This window comes from Bacteroides sp. 41_26 (assembly GCF_949740115.1).
Classification (GTDB): Bacteria; Bacteroidota; Bacteroidia; order Bacteroidales; family Bacteroidaceae; genus Bacteroides; species Bacteroides nordii.
Genome location: NZ_CATJGZ010000068.1, coordinates 25,089 through 43,427, shown reverse-complemented (window position 1 = coordinate 43,427; position 18,339 = coordinate 25,089). Strand labels below are relative to the sequence as shown.

General features: G+C 41.9%; 15 protein-coding genes, 1 tRNA gene and 1 riboswitch. Of the genes, 11 read left to right on the top strand and 5 right to left on the bottom strand.

The features are described 5' to 3' along the window. Window positions 1-22: 22 nt before the first annotated feature. The 8 genes from QX565_RS09225 (at window position 23) to QX565_RS09190 (ending at window position 5,431) form a co-directional block, all read left to right on the top strand. Window positions 23-95, top strand: a tRNA-Lys gene (locus tag QX565_RS09225). 543 nt (window positions 96-638) lie between these two features. After that, window positions 639-1,316, top strand: a complete 678-nt coding sequence (locus QX565_RS09220; RefSeq protein ID WP_289292613.1) for an HNH endonuclease — start codon at window positions 639-641, stop codon at window positions 1,314-1,316. Beyond that, window positions 1,313-1,693, top strand: coding sequence for a hypothetical protein (locus tag QX565_RS09215; protein WP_289292612.1), 381 nt, complete (start codon window positions 1,313-1,315; stop codon window positions 1,691-1,693). Before QX565_RS09220 ends, QX565_RS09215 begins: the two co-directional genes overlap by 4 nt. Beyond that, entirely contained in the window at window positions 1,690-1,956 is a 267-nt protein-coding gene (locus tag QX565_RS09210) for a nucleotidyltransferase domain-containing protein (protein ID WP_289292611.1), read from the top strand. Before QX565_RS09215 ends, QX565_RS09210 begins: the two co-directional genes overlap by 4 nt. Before the next feature lie 74 nt (window positions 1,957-2,030). Continuing rightward, complete coding sequence (locus QX565_RS09205) at window positions 2,031-2,156, top strand: hypothetical protein (RefSeq protein WP_289292610.1); 126 nt, start codon at window positions 2,031-2,033, stop codon at window positions 2,154-2,156. A 463-nt stretch (window positions 2,157-2,619) separates the two neighbouring features. Beyond that, window positions 2,620-3,561: a lysophospholipid acyltransferase family protein gene (locus QX565_RS09200; protein ID WP_289292609.1), complete on the top strand. Its 942-nt coding sequence runs from the start codon at window positions 2,620-2,622 to the stop codon at window positions 3,559-3,561. Next, complete coding sequence (locus QX565_RS09195; protein ID WP_289292608.1) at window positions 3,558-4,913, top strand: MATE family efflux transporter; 1,356 nt, start codon at window positions 3,558-3,560, stop codon at window positions 4,911-4,913. Before QX565_RS09200 ends, QX565_RS09195 begins: the two co-directional genes overlap by 4 nt. Before the next feature lie 278 nt (window positions 4,914-5,191). Beyond that, window positions 5,192-5,431: a hypothetical protein gene (locus tag QX565_RS09190; RefSeq protein WP_002559183.1), complete on the top strand. Its 240-nt coding sequence runs from the start codon at window positions 5,192-5,194 to the stop codon at window positions 5,429-5,431. A gap of 136 nt (window positions 5,432-5,567) precedes the next feature. On the opposite strand, the gene QX565_RS09185 is transcribed toward QX565_RS09190, so the two are convergent. Further along, the gene (locus QX565_RS09185) at window positions 5,568-7,985 is read right to left on the bottom strand and encodes a glycoside hydrolase family 3 N-terminal domain-containing protein (protein ID WP_289292607.1); all 2,418 of its coding nucleotides are present in this window, start codon (window positions 7,983-7,985) and stop codon (window positions 5,568-5,570) included. A 188-nt stretch (window positions 7,986-8,173) separates the two neighbouring features. Beyond that, the gene (locus QX565_RS09180; protein ID WP_289292606.1) at window positions 8,174-9,076 is read right to left on the bottom strand and encodes a mechanosensitive ion channel family protein; all 903 of its coding nucleotides are present in this window, start codon (window positions 9,074-9,076) and stop codon (window positions 8,174-8,176) included. Between the two features lie 136 nt (window positions 9,077-9,212). After that, window positions 9,213-9,311, top strand: a riboswitch (TPP riboswitch). Between QX565_RS09180 and QX565_RS09175 the strand changes: the two genes are divergently transcribed. The 3 genes from QX565_RS09175 to QX565_RS09165 all read left to right on the top strand — a co-directional run bounded on the left by QX565_RS09175 (window position 9,309) and on the right by QX565_RS09165 (window position 12,831). After that, window positions 9,309-11,582, top strand: a complete 2,274-nt coding sequence (locus QX565_RS09175) for a TonB-dependent receptor (protein ID WP_289292605.1) — start codon at window positions 9,309-9,311, stop codon at window positions 11,580-11,582. Its footprint overlaps the riboswitch before it by 3 nt. A 17-nt stretch (window positions 11,583-11,599) precedes the next feature. Continuing rightward, on the top strand, window positions 11,600-12,166 hold the full coding sequence (gene pnuC, locus QX565_RS09170) for a nicotinamide riboside transporter PnuC (protein WP_289292604.1): 567 nt from the start codon (window positions 11,600-11,602) through the stop codon (window positions 12,164-12,166). 56 nt (window positions 12,167-12,222) lie between these two features. Continuing rightward, complete coding sequence (locus QX565_RS09165) at window positions 12,223-12,831, top strand: thiamine diphosphokinase (protein WP_322933660.1); 609 nt, start codon at window positions 12,223-12,225, stop codon at window positions 12,829-12,831. Window positions 12,832-13,155: 324 nt separating this feature from the next. Here the strand turns inward: QX565_RS09165 and thrC are convergent, their stop codons facing one another. The 3 genes from thrC to thrA form a co-directional block, all read right to left on the bottom strand. Continuing rightward, entirely contained in the window at window positions 13,156-14,457 is a 1,302-nt protein-coding gene (thrC, locus tag QX565_RS09160; protein ID WP_195448683.1) for a threonine synthase, read from the bottom strand. 121 nt (window positions 14,458-14,578) lie between these two features. Next, window positions 14,579-15,802 carry a cofactor-independent phosphoglycerate mutase gene (locus tag QX565_RS09155; RefSeq protein WP_289292603.1) on the bottom strand — a complete coding sequence of 408 codons (1,224 nt, stop codon included), beginning with the start codon at window positions 15,800-15,802 and terminating at the stop codon, window positions 14,579-14,581. A 100-nt stretch (window positions 15,803-15,902) separates the two neighbouring features. Next, window positions 15,903-18,338, bottom strand: a complete 2,436-nt coding sequence (gene thrA, locus QX565_RS09150) for a bifunctional aspartate kinase/homoserine dehydrogenase I (RefSeq protein ID WP_234130624.1) — start codon at window positions 18,336-18,338, stop codon at window positions 15,903-15,905. Between the last annotated feature and the right edge of the window lies 1 nt (window position 18,339).

Below are 18,339 nucleotides of genomic sequence, written 5' to 3'. Positions count from 1 at the left end.
CCGCTTAACAGCAATAAGGTCTGATTCGCTAGCTCAGCAGGTAGAGCACAACACTTTTAATGTTGGGGTCCTGGGTTCGAGCCCCAGGCGGATCACTGAAACAACAAGAAAAATCAAGCAAATCCCTGATAATCAGACATTATCAGGGATTTCTTTTTTTTCTGGCAGATGGCAGAAAATAGCCGTTTCAAGCATATTATCGGTGGATAAATCGTGGGACTAAAATTTAATTGAACAATCTCCAGACTGTATGCAACTGCGAACATAATTCATACATAAAGTATTTACGGTATCTGAAACCAACAATCTACCCTACAGAACAAATATATCACAATAGAAAGAACCTATTCCAACAGGCAAAACAAAGATTCAACAAACTATTCAACTACAAACGAGAACTAAACCAAATCTTTTGAATACTACAATGCCATGAAGAACGGAAGTGTCTCCAATCAACTCAACATCCAGGAACGGCAAATTTCCGACGCAAGAAGAAAAACAGATATACAGGAGTTAATTAGACTGTTTCACAAATAATTGTTACTTTTGCGGATGGTGGTGTTATGTTATTCTTACTGTATATTGCATATCTTAGATAACTTATTGCACCAGTCTCGAAATTATGTATATTTTTCAACATGAGCATAAGTACAGAAGTTAAAAGAAAATTATGGGCCTCCTCAGGAGGATACTGTGGCAAACCAGATTGTCATGCAGACCTATTCCCATTTTTTGAAAGTGGAGAAATAACAAATATAGAAGAGCTTGCACATATTATAGGACAAAGAAAAAATGGACCAAGGGGCAAATATAATTTACCAATAAGCCAACGGGATGAATTTGAAAATATAATACTCTTATGTCCAACTTGCCACACAACTATTGACAAAAAACCACAGCTATTCCCTAGCGATACTATAAAACAATGGAAAAAGAACCATGTGGAAAGTATCAAAAATCTTTTTCATGCACCCAAATTTGATTCACGAAAAGAAGCAGCGAAATACCTAAGACTATTATTTGCAGAGAATAAGGCAATATTTGATAAATATGGTCCTTACTCTGAAAATGCGAAAACGAAGCCGATGGAAACCGAATTTATGTGGGAAAAGCTATCGATACAAAAGTTATTACCCAATAATAGAAAAATAGAGTCAACAGTTGAACAGAATCAAGAACTTTTAAGGGATAATGAATTCGGTTTATTTATAGAATTTAAATTGCATAGAGCAGGTTTTGAGTACAATAAAATTTCCGGAGATGTAAATTCTACAGTTCCGACCTTTCCAATTGACTTTGAAAATATATTTCAATGAGAGAAAAAAACATAGAAAAAGTCGCTCCATCAAGTAAAACCTTTTTTAAGAATGGTATGAATGGGCATTCAGCAGTAAGATGTATTACTGATTTAGGAAACAACATGTATCTAATAAACAGAACCGACAATAAACCAGATATTAAGGTTTTAGTAGCTGATATCTACATTGCAGGCGAAGCTGATATACTTGAAATCAGTTCTAATTTGCATGATATAGATTGTATTGTCCTAATTGGATTTTATAATCGGTATTCAAATGAAGCCAAAGAATTGGCCAAATCAATGAATATAGGTTTATTTAACTATAGAGAGTTCTTTGGAGCTATCCATTATAGCGGTAATGCTTTTATTGATTATATACGAAAGGAAAGATGATTAAATTAAGTATCCCCCCTCAAAAACACTTTGACCACTACCTTTTTGGATCGGTTTTATACTCAGAGAATCCGTCTGATATTGATATTGCAATAATCTATGACAAAAAATTTATTAGCCCACAAGACGCTATTCAATATCGGCACAAATTGATTGAAAATCTGTCTAAGTCTACACCGCTAGAAATTGACACAATCCTTCTTTCAAAAGAAGAAGAAATTGAAGTTGAATTTCTATCAAATGCTAAACATCAAAAGATTTAAAACTACCTATAACACGCGGTTTGTCGGCAATCTCGGGCAGAATATTACATAAAGTATGTATGGGGCAATAGGGTATGCTTTCTGAGATTCCCGAATTACCCAATACCGAATTTCGTGGAAGTAATATTGTTTGGTTAAGAGATGGTTCTGTAAGTGGCTCTCTTGATTTCTTTTCATTAGCAGGAACAGAGGCCTTTTAAAACCTGATGAAATGCAGTATGTTTGAGTGAGAACTCTCTCTGTCGTTTACAAGTTCTGTTATACTCCGTATCCTAATCAAACAAGATACAGAGTATAGTAGTAGAAGTGTAATCACTAAAAAAGACTAAAAAAGGTACTTCGGAATTTGGTCGTCACAGAAACAATGCCCAACTTTGCACCGCAAAACAAGAATAAACATATAATTCCTCATCGGAGGGCATTATGTACAACTATAGTGCCGGATAAGATGAATGGTAGAAAAATCATTCATTTTATCCGGCACTTTCTTTATCAAAGAACGAGCCAGAGTGGAAATTAAATATTGAAAAGATATGGAAATAGTAAATAAAAAAAAGACAAAGCTAGCAAAACCAGATTTTGTATTTATCAAAATAGTGGTCGTGGAAACACTAAATCCTGCTCCATACCACTTTATGTATAACCATCTAAATATATAGAATTATGAATATCTTGTACTCAACGGTATATCTGATCTGCTATGTGATATCCTTACTTCCCTTCTGGGCCTTATATCGGATATCCGACATTTTTTACGTTCTACTCTACCATCTTCTTAAATACAAGAGAAAAATCGTTCGTAACAATCTTTGTATATCTTTTCCTCATAAGGATAAGCACGAAATTCTTACTATAGAAAAAGAGTTCTATGCCTTTCTATGCGATCAGTTTGTTGAGACTATCAAGCTATGCTCCATTTCAGAGAAAAGAATAAGTAAACGTATGCTCTTTGAAGGACTCCCTGAAATGGTAAATGAACTGAAAAATGAAAACAAGAATTTCGCTTTTCTCTATATGGGTCATTATGGCAACTGGGAATGGTTATCACTACTTGCAACCCAAGTTCATAAACAAAACTCACAGATATTCAACGGATATATCTATTATCCATTGAAAAACAAGGTGTTTGATAAGATACTCCTAAAACTACGGAGTCGGTTGGGTGGGAAAAATATCACAATAAAAGAAACTATCCACCGAATCATTGAATTAAAAGAAAATTCCCGAAAAGCAATAATTGCTTTTGTATCCGATCAGGCGCCACTATGGAGTGGAAAGTACCATTGGAGTAACTTCTTTCAGTGGGAAACCCCGGTGGTTACCGGTGCCGAACAAATGGGAAAACATGTGGACGCACTCATCTTTTATGCAGAGATGGAGCGCATCAAAAGGGGATATTACCGATGCAAAATCAGCCGTATGATAGACGACATACAACAATATGCTGACTATGAAGTAACCGACTTATTTATGAGCAAACTGGAACAATCCATACATAAAGCTCCATCATACTGGTTGTGGACACATGACAGATGGATACGTACCCGGGAAGAAATTATGGTCTGGTACAAAAGAATTATACATAAAAAAGAAAACGTTCGATGAAAAAGTTAAATCTGACACAAGGTAACGTACCTAAAGTACTATTACAATTTGCAGTACCTTTTCTAATAGCAAATATATTACAGGCACTCTATGGAGGGGCCGATCTCTTTGTTGTGGGCCAATATGATAATTCGGCAAGTGTAGCAGCCGTAGCTATCGGCAGTCAGGTAATGCAGACCATTACGGGAATTATCCTCGGCATTACAACAGGCACTACTGTACTGATCGCTATAGCAACCGGCTCAAAAGACAACCGGCAGGTAGCTTCCACAATCGGGTCATCTGTGTGGTTATTCTCAATTATAGGAATTGTACTAACCCTGGTAATGACACTTTACCACAGTCAGATAACCGAATGGATGCATACTCCACCCGAAGCGATGTCTGATACGAAAAGTTATATTCTGGTCTGCTCAACCGGCATTCTGTTTATTGTGGGATACAACGTTGTATGTGGTATCCTACGTGGTTTAGGCGATTCAAAAACTCCACTTTATTTCGTAGCATTGGCGTGTGTTATCAATATTGTTCTCGACTTTATATTAGTCGGATATTTCCATCTTGGAGCTACTGGAGCAGCCATTGCCACCGTAACGGCACAAGGAGTCAGTTTTACCACTGCACTTTGGTTCCTTTACCGAAGAGGGTTTCATTTTGAGTTTACACGACGCGATATCCGTCTAAACAGAAGTTTATCGAAGAGAGCTCTGACGCTAGGGGCTCCCATTGCATTGCAGGATGCCCTCATCAATATCTCATTCCTATTAATTACTGTTATCGTAAATCAAATGGGTGTTATTGCATCTGCATCTCTGGGTGTTGTCGAAAAAATCATCGTATTCGCAATGTTACCTCCAATGGCCATATCATCTGCAGTGGCAACGATGACAGCACAAAATTATGGTGCCGGACTTGTACAGAGAATGAATCAATGTCTTCTCTCCGGGATAGGGTTCGCTCTTATCTTCGGAGTTACAGTTTGCCTATATTCGCAATTCCTGCCAGAAACACTTACGGTATTTTTCACCAAAGACCCTATGGTAGTAGCAATGGCTGCTGAGTATCTGAAGGGATATAGTATCGACTGCGTCATCGTTAGTTTCGTATTCTGTATCAATTCTTACTTCAGCGGACAAGGAAACTCAATATTCCCTATGATTCATAGTTTGATAGCCACTTTTCTGTTTCGTATCCCACTCTCATACTGGTTCAGTCAAATAGATAGTTCCTCATTATATATTATGGGATTTGCACCACCTATATCAACAGTTGTGTCTTTACTGATATGCATCTGGTATTTGAGATATACGAAAAACAGACGTTTGAAAGAAGGTATAATAACAACCATTTAACCAACTTTATTAACAGCTTATCCAAGTTATTCACAACCTAACTCATTATTATTGTTCATAAAGTATGAATAACAGATAAAAGAATCGGATAATCAACGAATTACCCTGTTAATAACTTTGTTTAAATACCTATTTTCTCCCTGTAATAATCCGTGAGAATAGCACATATGAGACCGATGAATCAACCCATTTACCTGGTGATACATTACCCCCGATGAACTGAACTTTCTTCATTGCTGGTATGTTATAACAATATAAACATTAAAAACATTGCGGTTATGGAAAAATATCTAATTCACAGTAACGAGCTACACCTGATTGATAAAGCAAAAATCCATCAGGCTGTAGAAAAGATGGTAGAGTCTCTCGACATGGCAGCAGGGTCAACTTCTTGTTTCGACTTGTACAAAGTAGTGGAAACCTATTTTACAGACCTGGATAAACGGAAAAAGATGAACCATCTCCTGGGTATCACAGATACAGCCGAAGAGATAGAAGAAGAATTTGGAGTATGCTAACTTAATAAAAAATATCAGTACATATAAAGAAAAAGAGTCTTTAAAAAACTTTATACACTCAATAAAAAACAGCGTCACGAAGATTGCCATAATCTTCGTGACGTTGTTTTTTCATATCCTATATCATCCGTTTTTATTACTCGATGAGCGTAAACTTCTTTTTAAGACGGATATCTTCCGAGCTGGCTCCCACGCGTACTTCAAATGTACCCGGTTCAACTGTCCACTCCATATTCCGGTCAAGTAATTCCAAATCCGCGGGTTTCAGGGTGAAATGCATACGTTTCGTTTCATTGGGTTGCAATAAAACACGTTGGAAACCACGCAAACGCGAATCATAGGTCACTACACTACTAACCAAATCACGTACATAAAGCTGCGCCACTTCCTCTCCTGCATATTTCCCTGTGTTGGTAACATCAAAAGAGACCTGTACTTCACCCTGTGTCCCTTTGGCAGGAGCTGTCACTTCAAGATTACTGTAAGCAAAAGTTGTATAGCTAAGTCCATAACCGAAAGGATACAAAGCCCCCAGTACCCGTGTACTTCCGCTACCATTGGGACCAGATGAAGGTTGAGTACCATGCGATCCTTTCTTAAACGGAAAGTTTAATTCAATCTGTCCCACTGATTTCGGAAAAGTAACGGTCAGTTTACCTCCCGGATTATAATCACCAAACAGCGTTTCTGCAATAATCTTCCCACCCTGGAAACTCGGGAACCAGGTCTCAAGGATAGCCGGTAAATTCTGATTTTCCCAATTGATAGTAAGTGGCTGACCATTGACAAGCACCAGTACTATCGGTTTTCCTGTGGCATGTAGTGCTTGCAGAAGTTCACGTTGACGTCCGGGTAGCTCAAGTGAAGTACGAGAGCGGCTCTCTCCTACACGGTATTCGTCTTCACCCATCACGGCAATGATCACATCGGCAGACTGTGCTTCCGCAACAGCCTTATCCATATCTGCCACTTCCTCTGCTGTAAGCACTGCTGGCAACACTTCACTTGCAGGCCATTCCTTATCTATTATATTACAACCTTTTGAGTAGACAACTTCCACATCTCCTTTTAAATAATCTTTGATACTCTGAAGTACAGTAATCGTTGACAAACCATTCGGTCCATAGCGGCTAATCATAAAGTTATCTTCATCTGCCAGCGGTCCGGTAACCAATACTTTCTTTATCTTTTTCTTATTTAACGGTAACAGTTGTCCGTCGTTTTTAAGCAGGACCAAAGACTGACGTTGCATCTCCCTTACAAAGTCCAAATGCTTATCTGCACCTGCCATTTCATCTGCCTCTTTCGGATTATCCCGGTAAGGAGCATCAAATAATCCCAGACGAAACTTCACTGCCAACACTTCACTCACACGTTTGTCAATCGTCGCCATTGATATCTTGTTTTCTGCCAGCAAACGACGAATTGGCAAGATGAAATCAGCCGGAGGTGTAAAATGAGTGCGTACATTCAATCCCGCTTCCAACACCTGTCGTACAGCTTCGTCATAATCTTCGGCTACCTGATGTTTGGTATGAACAAATTCCACTGCCTGACTATCGCTCACCACGTATCCGTCAAAGCCATATTCTTCACGTAATAACTTTGTCAGGAAATAGTAACTTGAAGTCACCGGCTCCCCATTCCAATCATTATAACTACTCATCACCCCCATCGGATGCGATTGTTGTATCACATGTTTAAAAGGATACAGATAAATTTCGTGCAACTCACGGGGAGTTACATGAGGGTCGGTCCGGCAGTTTCCATCCCTACCACCTTTAGGACTACTGTATACAGCAAAGTGTTTCAGAGTAGCTGCCACTCCTTGTGACTGAATGCCATCTACCATTTGCACGCCCAGTTCGCCAATAAGATAAGGATCTTCTCCATAGCATTCCAGTGTACGCCCCCATCTCGGATCACGCACCACATCAAGAATAGGCGCATATACATTGGTATATCCTAATACGCGAGCTTCTTTACCCACAATTTCTCCCGCTTCACGTACCAGTTCTGCATTCCAGGTACTTCCAATTGCTATCGGAGCCGGAAGCGGTGTTGCTTTTGTATGATTAAGTCCATGAATACCCTCATTAGAGAAATCAACAGGAATACCCAGACGCGTCTCTTCAATAAACCAACGTTGGGTTTCATTGATAGCCTTTACATGATTGGAGAAAGGAACAATAAGATGGGGTACCCGTTTGGCACCTCTTCCTACTCCGTTGAGTTGCTCATCGATATTAGCAATACCATCTTTCCAGATAGCTTCTTTCCAGGCAGGAGTAGGCAAAGAGTCTTTCAGAACGCGCCCAAAGCCATAAAGTGTAGCAAGCTGACAACTTTTCTCTTCTACCGTCATCTGTGAAAGTAAATCCTTTACTCGTTTTTCAACAGGTTGCGAAGGGTCTTCAAAGATATCTTTCACACCATTCTTATTAAAATCAATCCACCCTTTTTTATAGATTGATTTGGAGGACGACTGTGCAGAAACAACTGAAACACACTGCCCAGCCCAAGCAATGCATACTAAAAGAAGTAATTTTTTCATATATCATTATATAAGAGTTTGACCGCCTGCAAGGCGGATAGGCTGCAAATATAATAATTAATTCCAATTCACCTATAATCAAGATATTACATTTTGTGTGCGCCCACACATGTTATAAAACAACAAACGGTGAACAAACTGCGTTATCTGCAGATATTCACCGTTCATGGTTCTATCGTTCACTATCTTTAGTTTCCCTGATGTACAGTAAGTTGCGGGAATGGAAAATTGATGCCCTTTTCGTTGAAGGTGTTATAAATAGCCTTATTGATATCAAAGTAAACGCCCCAATAATCAGAGGTTTTCACCCATACACGGATCACAATATTGACACTGCTTGCATCCAGTGCATGAAGAGCAATAAAAGGCTCCGGAGTATCCAATATACGATTGTCGGCAGCCAGTACTTCACGTACCACACGGTCTACTTTATCATAATCTTCACCATAATCCACACCAACGACCCATTCCACACGACGGGTTTCCTGCGTATTATAATTCGTCACCACACCACTGCTCAACGCGCCATTCGGCACGTAAACCAGTTTATTATCTGCTGTAGTCAGAATGGTATGAAATATCTGTATTTCTCTTACTGTTCCCGAGAAGTTCTGACTCTCAATCCAGTCACCCACCTTATAGGGTTTAAATAACAAAATCACCAGTCCCCCTGCAAAGTTCTGAAGATTACCGGATAATGCCATACCGATAGCCACACCGGCAGAGGCCAGTAACGCTGCAAATGAGGTAGTTTCTACACCCAATGCACCAACAACTGAAATAATCAGAAGTATCGTCAACAGAATATTTACAAGACTCTTGACAAATGTCTTGATACTTACATCTACATGCCGCTTGTCCATCATCCGGGCAGCCAATTTGTTCAGCATCGATACAAGGAAGCGTCCTACGATAAAAACAAGCACCGCTTTCAGGATACTTCCGCCGGCACGCACACCGGCATCTATGAGCTGTTGAGTAATAAGAGATATTTTATCTAGACCGTCAGCATTAGCAATAGCCTGGTCCAGATTATTGGCGGCAACCTGCAGAGAATCGGTTACAGCCTGAGTAATTTGTAATAATAGCATAATTAGTTTCTTATTTTGAGTAAATAATCCAGGTTTGTAATTTCAATCATAACAAGTTACAAAGTTACTTTGTTTTAAGTAAATATAAAAGTTTTTTTTGCTTTCCTCATCCGAAAGCACTAATTTTGCCAACGATTTCACAATACAGGGGTGCCTTAACATGACGGGCTGAGAACATACCCATAGAACCTGAACCGGGTAATGCCGGCGTAGAGAACGAATAAATTACACAATGAAAAAGAATCTATTAGCTGTTGCCTTTCTAATGGCAGCCAGCATCAACATCTTTGCACAAACGAGCGCCAAAGATAGTTTAAGAGTAGTCAACCTGCAAGAGGTACAGGTAGTATCCACCCGTGCCACTTCTAAAACTCCGGTGGCATACAGCAATATTTCTAAAAAAGAGATCCGAAAACAGAACTTCGGACTTGACCTGCCTTTTCTGTTAACGACCACCCCATCGGTACTTACCACATCGGATGCCGGAAGCGGAGTAGGCTATACCAGCATTCGTGTACGCGGTACAGACGCCACGCGTATCAATATTACAGCCAACGGCATTCCTATGAACGATGCAGAGAGCCATTCCATCTTTTGGGTGAATACCCCCGACCTGGCTTCTTCACTCGAAGATATGCAAATCCAGCGCGGAGCAGGCACATCGACTAATGGCGCCGGAGCATTTGGCGCAAGTATCAATTTGCGTACAGCCGGCATTCCTTCCAAAGCATACGCCGAGGTTTCCGGTTCTTACGGATCATTCAATACACATAAGGAGACGGTTAGCGTAGGTTCCGGGTTGATAGGCAATCATTGGGCCTTTGATGCACGCGTGTCGAATATACAGAGTGACGGATATCGCGACCGTGCCACATCAGATTTGAAGTCGTACTTCCTGCAAGGAGGATATTACGGTGAAAATACGACCCTGAAGTTTATCACTTTTGGTGGCAAAGAGAAAACTTATCATGCCTGGGACGGTATCAGCCGGAAACAATTGGAGACTGACCGTACCTATAACCCAAACGGGGCCATCAAAGACGACAACCTGAACAAAGGAAACACCATAGGATTTTATGACGACCAGACGGATAATTATAATCAGACGAACTATCAGCTAATATTCAATCACCTGTTTTCTTCCGAATGGAATCTGAACATTGCCCTGCATTACACAGATGGTTTCGGATATTACCAGGAGTATAAGAATGGACGGACACTGGAAGAGTACGGACTAAAACCATTCTACCTTCCCGGAAACACAGAAGCGCAAACTAAGACCAATCTGGTACGCCAAAAGCTCGTAGACAGCGGCTTTGGCGGCGGCGTATTTTCTGTTGATTATAAAAACGAGAAGCTAAATGCCTCTCTGGGTGGAGGCTTGAATCGTTATAGTAACGATCATTATGGCAAAGTGATCTGGGTAAAGAATTATACTGAAGCGCTGAATCCGGATCACGAATACTATCGCAACAATGGTAGTAAGACAGACGGAAACATCTATGCCAAAGCCAATTATCAAATATCCGGAGGATTGCATGCTTATGCTGACCTGCAATATCGTTACATCAATTACAAGATAACGGGAGACAATGATAAATGGGATTGGACTGCAGAACCCGGACATCTCCAACGCCTGAACGTAAATGAGCACTTCAGTTTCTTCAATCCTAAAGCCGGCTTATTCTGGCAATTCAACCCATACCACAGCGCTTACGCTTCTTTTGCCGTAGCCCAGAAAGAACCTACACGTAATAACTATACCGACGGACTATTCGAAAAACTTCCCCGTCCGGAAAAGATGTTAGATTATGAATTAGGATATACTTTCCGCAACAGTTGGTTCACTGCCGGAGTGAACCTGTATTATATGGACTATACCGACCAACTGGTACTAAATGGAAAAGTAAACGATATCGGTGAGGCAATGGCAGAAAATGTCAAAGACAGTTACCGCATGGGAATAGAGCTCTCTTTAGGCGCCCGTATCACCGACTGGCTACGCTGGGATATCAACGGGACATGGAGTAAAAACCGCATTAAGAATTACACCGGTTATGTGAGTGACTATGATGACAACTGGGATGAACTTTATACTCAAACAGCTATTTATGCGGGGGATACTCCCATTTCTTTTTCTCCTTCGTTTATGGGAAACAGCCTGATCGGTTTTAATTATAAAGGTTTCGACGCATCCTTGCAATCACAATACGTCAGCCGTCAGTATCTCGACAATTTCGGTTTAGAGGAGAACTCACTCGATCCATCTTTCGTGAGTCATCTTAGTTTAGCTTACAGTTTCAAACTGCCTTCTGTGAAACAAATCACTGTCGGTGCCACTATCTACAACCTCTTTAATACGAAGTACGAAACCAACGGATACTCACAGAATGCTGCTGTTTATGAAGGAGGAGATAAGAATCAAAAAGCTGCCCTCTCTTACGACCCACGTTTTTATCCGATGGCAGGAACTAATGTACTGGCACACATAGCAATTAGATTTTAAATAAACCAAGTACAACCATGAACTACCTCGAAATCATTGGTACCCTCATTGGGCTGCTCTATCTTTGGTTAGAATACCGGGCGAGTATTTATCTGTGGATAGCAGGCATTATAATGCCTGCCATCTATGTTTTTGTGTATTACAGAGCCGGACTATACGCCGATTTTGGTATCAATATCTATTATCTTCTCGCAGCGGTTTATGGCTGGCTGGTATGGAAGTACGGCAATAAGGCACACGAAAAAGCAGAGTTACCCATCACTCATATTCCGTTAAAGTATCTTCCTGCTCTGATGGCTGTATTCATTATCACCTTCATAGGTATCGTTTTGATACTGATTAACTTTACCGACAGTAATGTTCCCTGGCTCGACTCATTTACTACCGCACTGAGTATCATCGGTATGTGGATGCTTGCCCGTAAATATGTAGAACAATGGTGGGCATGGATACTGGTAGACGTGGTATGCTGCGGCCTCTATATCTACAAAGATTTGTATTTCACCTCCGGACTCTACGGACTTTATTCAATAATCGCTATCTTTGGCTTCCTTAAATGGAAAAAAATGATGCCCAAACCATAACTCCGGCAGAAATAAGTACGGAATGCGTTTTACATCTCTCTTATTTACAAATGAATATGACAACAGAAGCAGTTATTCTCGGCAATGGTGATTACCCTTCACATCCATATCCACTGAATGTATTATCACAAGCTCCATACGTAGTTTGCTGTGACGGCGCTGCCAACGAATACATTCGCCGGGGTTTTCGCCCGGATGCTATTATCGGAGACGGTGATTCGCTCTCTCCCGAGAATCGGGAACGGTTTGCCGGAATCTTCCACCATGTGAAGGATCAGGAGACAAATGACCAGACCAAAGCCATTCGTTTTTTGCAGGCACAAGGAAAACGGCAGATCGCCATTGTAGGAGCTACAGGCAAGCGTGAAGATCACACGTTGGGTAACATCAGCCTGTTAATGGACTACATGCAGGAAGGGCTTCAGGTGCAAATGATAACAGATCATGGTATTTTTATCCCCGCTTGTAACACACAGGTATTCACTTCACAACCGGGACAACAGGTTTCTATTTTCAACTTCGGAGCAACGGGATTACAGGGAGAAGGATTAGCCTATCCGCTAAGCGATTTCAGTAATTGGTGGCAAGGTACCTTGAATGAAACCACCGAATATGAATTTTGTATTCATGCAACAGGAAAATACCTTGTATTTATAAACTTCTGAGTGCTTCCCGCACGGGGAAGTAAGACGAGCGATGATTGCAGGTTGTTGTGTAATATTACTTCCTGCGTACTATCCGAAGTGCTAAAAAGAGAACCTATAATATACTGATTATCAATATATAAGCAGAGCAATTTTCTCCTCGGAGTCGAGCAGTTTTCTCCTCGGTGCCGAAGGGGTTCCTCCCCGGAGCCGAGCCCCCTCTTCCCCGGAGCCGAGCAAGACACGCGACTCCGGGGGAGTATCTAATGTAAAACAATATAACTTTATTGAAGGCTTTCCTTGAATCTCACTCAGGTACTTTTCATGCATCCGGCATCTTTGTTTTTAAAGAGCAAGCAGATAATTCTTGAAATCAGCAAATTCTTTTGTCATCGGCAAACTCTTCTTCTCACCTTTCATGAAGGCTTGCAGCTTAGCAGGAATCTCTACTTTATCTCCAACAATTCCTTCTACCGTATCCAGGAACTTAGCCGGATGTGCTGTTTCAAGAAACACACCGGTTTCTCCGGGCTTCAGCCCCTCTTCGAGGGCACGATAACCACAGGCTCCATGCGGATCGAGCAAGTAATGTACATCATCATACGTTTTCTTTACTGTTTCACGAATTTGTTCATCGGTATAAGTTGTCCCGGTTATCTCAGCCGAAATAGCAGCATGCGAACCACCATAAAGATCGAGCACACGGGCAAAGTTACTCGGATCGCCCACATCCATGGCATTTGCAATAGTGGCAACAGATGGACGCGGATTATACTTACCCGTTTGCAGATACTGGTAGAAAATATCATTCTTATTATTAGCAGCGATAAAGCGTTTCACGGGTAACCCCATCTTTTTGCCAAAGAGTCCGGCTGTGATATTGCCAAAGTTACCACTGGGCACACAGATCACGGCATTATCCGCCTTTCCGGCTTTCTTCAATTGTGCATAAGCGTAGAAATAATAGAACGCCTGAGGCAGAAAACGAGCCACATTAATAGAGTTGGCACTGGTCAGTTGCATATGTTCATTCAGTTCCTTATCCATAAAGGCAGACTTCACAAGCGCCTGGCAATCATCAAAAGTACCATCCACTTCGAGAGCGGTAATATTCTGTCCTAAGGTAGTAAACTGCTTTTCCTGTATTTCACTGACTTTCCCTTTGGGATAAAGCACATAGACATGAATACCGTCCACTCCGAGGAAACCATTGGCAACCGCACTACCGGTATCACCGGAAGTAGCCACAAGTACATTCACCTGCTTTTTGCCCTCTTTACGGATAAAGTAACCCAGCAAACGTGCCATGAAGCGGCCACCTACATCTTTAAAGGCAAGCGTAGGACCGTGGAACAATTCGAGTGAATAGATATTATCTTTCACATGTACCAACGGCACATCAAAGTTCAATGTATCATAAACAATCTGTTTCAACGTATCTGCCGGAACGTCTTCTCCAAAGAAAGCATCGGCTACACGATAGGCTATCTCCTGAAAAGTAAGCGTATCAATGGTGTCATAAAACTCCTGAGGCAGTGGTTTAATCATTTCGGGCATAAAGAGCCCTTTATCGGCAGCCAAGCCCTTCACTACGGCTTCTTCAAGAGTAGCAACAGGAGCCTGGCGGTTAGTGCTGTAATATTTCATAAGTGGTATTTTAAATTTGGTTTATACTGAGTTAGTGATGAGTGATTAGTGATAAGTGATTAGTGCTGTGCAGCGTCAGTGCCATTGCGCAAGCCCACTGTCAATTGTCAACTGTCAATTGTCAACTCTTCACGGGTAGTACCATAAATTCGTTAATAAATTCATCTGCCTTCATCAGTCCGTACACCCCGTCACAAGCGGCCACTTCGTCATAGGTCTGTACTTCGTCCGGTTCAATGCCCGGATACCAGATAAGAAACGGAATAGGTTCGTTGGTATGGGTACGAAGTTCGCAAGGGGTAGGATGATCGGGCAATACAGCAATGGCTACCGGTTCATCCCAGTCTTTCACTGCTTCATAGATAGGGCCAACAGCACGGCTATCCAGGTTTTCAATTGTAAGAAGCTTCAACGGAATATCTCCTTCATGCCCCGCCTCATCACTGGCTTCGATATGGAGATAGACGAAGTCATCCGTCTTCAATGCTTCCAGTGCAGCTGCCACTTTGTTTTCGTAATTCGTATTATAGAGTCCGGTTGCTCCTTCCACCGCAATGCGGCGAAGTCCGGCATAGTATCCGATTCCATTTATCAGATCGACCGCCGAAATAACAGCTCCTCTTTTCACCTGAGGGAAAGTATCGGAAAAGGTATCCATTTGCGGACGGTATCCCGGGCTCCAGGGCCAGATACTATTAGCAGGGTCTTTGCCTTCGGCCATACGTTTCAGATTCAGCGGATGATTCTTCAGCAACTCCTGCGATTTTAAGATCAGTTCATTAATAAGATCTGCTGTCTCCTGGGCTTCCGGCACTAACGGTTTCACCATCAATGGGCGAAAAGGCTTTAAAGGTACGTCATGAGGCGGCGTACAATCCAGCTGTTTATTTCCGTCTTTGATGACCAACAGATGACGATATTGAACACCGGTATGGAAACGTACGCGATCATTACCTAAATGTTCCTGCAGATATTGAATCAGCACATCGGCTTCTTCAGTAGAAATATGTCCGGCGGAATGATTTTTTATATTATCTCCTTCAATACAGATGATATTGCAACGCATCGCCATCTCTCCCGGTTGAAGCTCCACACCGATACTTGCTGCCTCGAGCGGACCGCGTCCTTCATATACCTTCGGAAGATCATATCCCAATACCGACATATTGGCTACTTCACTGCCGGGATGAAAACCATCCGCTACAGTCATCAGCCGTCCATTACGCCCCATGCGGGCGAGTTTATCCATATAAGGCGTTTTTGCATATTGCAGGAGCGTCTTGTCTCCCAATGACTTTACAGGCCAGTCGGCCATGCCGTCACCTAATATAATGATATGCTTCATTTTCTTAATTGACAATTGGCAGTGGACAATTGACAATTAACAAACCAACTGCAACAAAGCGCAGCAACTGTCAATTGTCAATTGTCAACTGTCCACTAAATTAAACGTTCGCTATACTCATAATATCCGCAAAGACTCCCGCTGCCGTCACACCTGCACCGGCACCATATCCCTGAATCATCATCGGATACTCTTTATAACGCTCTGTAGTAAGCAGGATAATATTGTTACTGCCTTCCAGTCCGTAGAACGGATGATTGGCCCCTACTTCCTGTAAACCCACAGAAGCCTTCCCGTTTTCGAGCGTAGCAACAAAGCGCCAGTGCTTATTTTCTTTCTCCAATACCTGACGACGGGCTTCAAAGTCTGCATCCAGACTCGGAACACGCTTCCAGAAATCATCCAACGATCCTTCAAAGAAATCATTCGGGACAAAAAGATTCTTCTCTACATCTTCCTGCTCCAGTCTATACCCGGCTTCGCGTGCTAAGATCACTAACTTACGGATTACATCTTTACCACTCAGGTCGATACGTGGATCCGGTTCGGAATAACGCTCTTCCTGTGCCATCTTTATCGTACGGCTAAATGGGATATCAGCACTGATCTTATTGAATATATAGTTCAGCGTACCACTCAGTACAGCTTCAATCTTTAATATCTTGTCGCCACTATGAATCAGGTCATTGATTGTATTGATGATAGGAAGTCCTGCCCCTACGTTCGTCTCAAACAGATATTTCACACCACGCTGACGGGCTATCTGCTTCAATTCGCGATAGTTCTCGTATTTGGAGGAAGCAGCAATCTTATTGGCAGCCACTACCGACACATTGTGCAGCAACAGATCTTTATAAAGCGAGGCTACATCCGGACTGGCAGTACAATCCACAAATACAGAATTGAAAATATTCATACCGATAATCTCATCACGAAGAGACTCAAGCGTACTTTCGGTACCTTTCGCTTCCAACTCTTCCCGGTAATTAGCCAGGTCAAAACCCTGACGGCTGAACATGGCTTTCGTAGCGTCGGCAATACCTACCACATGGAGTTTCAAACCGTTTTCTACTTTCAGCTTTTCCTGCTGACAGCGGATCTGCTCTATCAGGCTACCTCCTACCGTACCAATACCACAGATAAAGAGATTCAGCACCTGATATTCGGACAGGAAGAATGAATCATGAATCACATTCAATGATTTGCGCAATGATTTGGAGTCAACTACAAATGAAATATTTGTCTCCGAAGCTCCCTGTGCACAAGCTATCACATTAATACCATTACGTCCCAATGTACCGAACAATTTACCGGCAATACCCGGTGTGTGTTTCATGTTCTCACCCACAATTGCTACAGTAGCCAGATTTTTCTCTGCCTGAATAGGAGATATTTCACCCATTTCTATCTCTTTGGCGAACTCCTCATTCAACACCTCACAAGCCAGATCGGCGTCGGCATTACGTACACCGATAGAAGTACTGTTCTCAGAAGAGGCCTGAGATACAAGAAATACGCTGATACCATTCTTTGCCAGAGCCTTAAAGATACGATAGTTAACACCAATAACACCCACCATACCAAGACCTTGCACAGTAATCAGGCTGGTGTCATTGATAGAAGAAATTCCTTTAATCGCTTTCGTTTGCGGATCGGAAACTTCCTGTTTGATAACCGTACCCGTACCTTCGGGATTGAATGTATTCTTTATTAATATAGGTATATTCTTATGACAAACCGGGTAAATAGTAGGCGGATATACCACTTTGGCACCGAAGTTACAAAGTTCGGTAGCCTCCACATAACTCAGTTCGTTGATAGTATAAGCAGTAGAAATCACACGTGGATCGGCTGTCATGAATCCGTCTACATCGGTCCATATCTCCAGGCTATCAGCATCCAGAGCAGCAGCAATGATGGCCGCTGTATAATCCGAACCACCCCGTCCAAGGTTAGTAACATCCCCTGTCACTTTGTCCGATGAGATAAATCCCGGTACCAGCGATACTTGCGGAATCACCCGGAAAGCTTCTTTCACCAATTGGTGCGTCAGTTCGGTGTCAAGTGTGTGTTTGGAATGTTTTCTTTCTGTCTTTATAAAAGTGCGCGAGTCAAACCATTGGGCACCTTCAATCAGCTGCGCTACAATGATAGAAGAGAGGCGCTCGCCATAACTTACAATGGTATCCGATGTTTTTGCAGAAAGGTCTTTTATCAGATAAATACCCTGAAAAATATCTTTCAGCTCATTAAGCAGTTCACCTACCTGACGTTGCAACGAAGCCTGATATTCACCTGCGGGAACCACTTCTTTAATCATCTCCACGTGGCGATAAACAATTTCGCGGAACTCACCTTCGTAGGCCGAATCACCTACAGCGGCCATTTTAGAGGTATTAATCAACTTATCGGTAATGCCGCCCAATGCGGAAACAACTACAATAACCGGTTCTCCGGCCGACTCTACTATTCTCTTTACGCTTAAAATGCTGTTCACGGAACCTACGGATGTTCCGCCGAATTTCATTACTTTCATG

Bases quoted from the DNA above. Each gene is read 5' to 3' on its own strand.
- QX565_RS09220 (WP_289292613.1), top strand. From the start codon at position 639: ATGAGCATAAGTACAGAAGTTAAAAGAAAATTATGGGCCTCCTCAGGA.
- QX565_RS09215 (WP_289292612.1), top strand. From the start codon at position 1,313: ATGAGAGAAAAAAACATAGAAAAAGTCGCTCCATCAAGTAAAACCTTT.
- QX565_RS09210 (WP_289292611.1), top strand. From the start codon at position 1,690: ATGATTAAATTAAGTATCCCCCCTCAAAAACACTTTGACCACTACCTT.
- QX565_RS09205 (WP_289292610.1), top strand. From the start codon at position 2,031: ATGCTTTCTGAGATTCCCGAATTACCCAATACCGAATTTCGTGGAAGT.
- QX565_RS09200 (WP_289292609.1), top strand. From the start codon at position 2,620: ATGAATATCTTGTACTCAACGGTATATCTGATCTGCTATGTGATATCC.
- QX565_RS09195 (WP_289292608.1), top strand. From the start codon at position 3,558: ATGAAAAAGTTAAATCTGACACAAGGTAACGTACCTAAAGTACTATTA.
- QX565_RS09190 (WP_002559183.1), top strand. From the start codon at position 5,192: ATGGAAAAATATCTAATTCACAGTAACGAGCTACACCTGATTGATAAA.
- QX565_RS09185 (WP_289292607.1), bottom strand. From the start codon at position 7,985: ATGAAAAAATTACTTCTTTTAGTATGCATTGCTTGGGCTGGGCAGTGT.
- QX565_RS09180 (WP_289292606.1), bottom strand. From the start codon at position 9,076: ATGCTATTATTACAAATTACTCAGGCTGTAACCGATTCTCTGCAGGTT.
- QX565_RS09175 (WP_289292605.1), top strand. From the start codon at position 9,309: ATGAAAAAGAATCTATTAGCTGTTGCCTTTCTAATGGCAGCCAGCATC.
- pnuC (WP_289292604.1), top strand. From the start codon at position 11,600: ATGAACTACCTCGAAATCATTGGTACCCTCATTGGGCTGCTCTATCTT.
- QX565_RS09165 (WP_322933660.1), top strand. From the start codon at position 12,223: ATGACAACAGAAGCAGTTATTCTCGGCAATGGTGATTACCCTTCACAT.
- thrC (WP_195448683.1), bottom strand. From the start codon at position 14,457: ATGAAATATTACAGCACTAACCGCCAGGCTCCTGTTGCTACTCTTGAA.
- QX565_RS09155 (WP_289292603.1), bottom strand. From the start codon at position 15,802: ATGAAGCATATCATTATATTAGGTGACGGCATGGCCGACTGGCCTGTA.
- thrA (WP_234130624.1), bottom strand. From the start codon at position 18,338: ATGAAAGTAATGAAATTCGGCGGAACATCCGTAGGTTCCGTGAACAGC.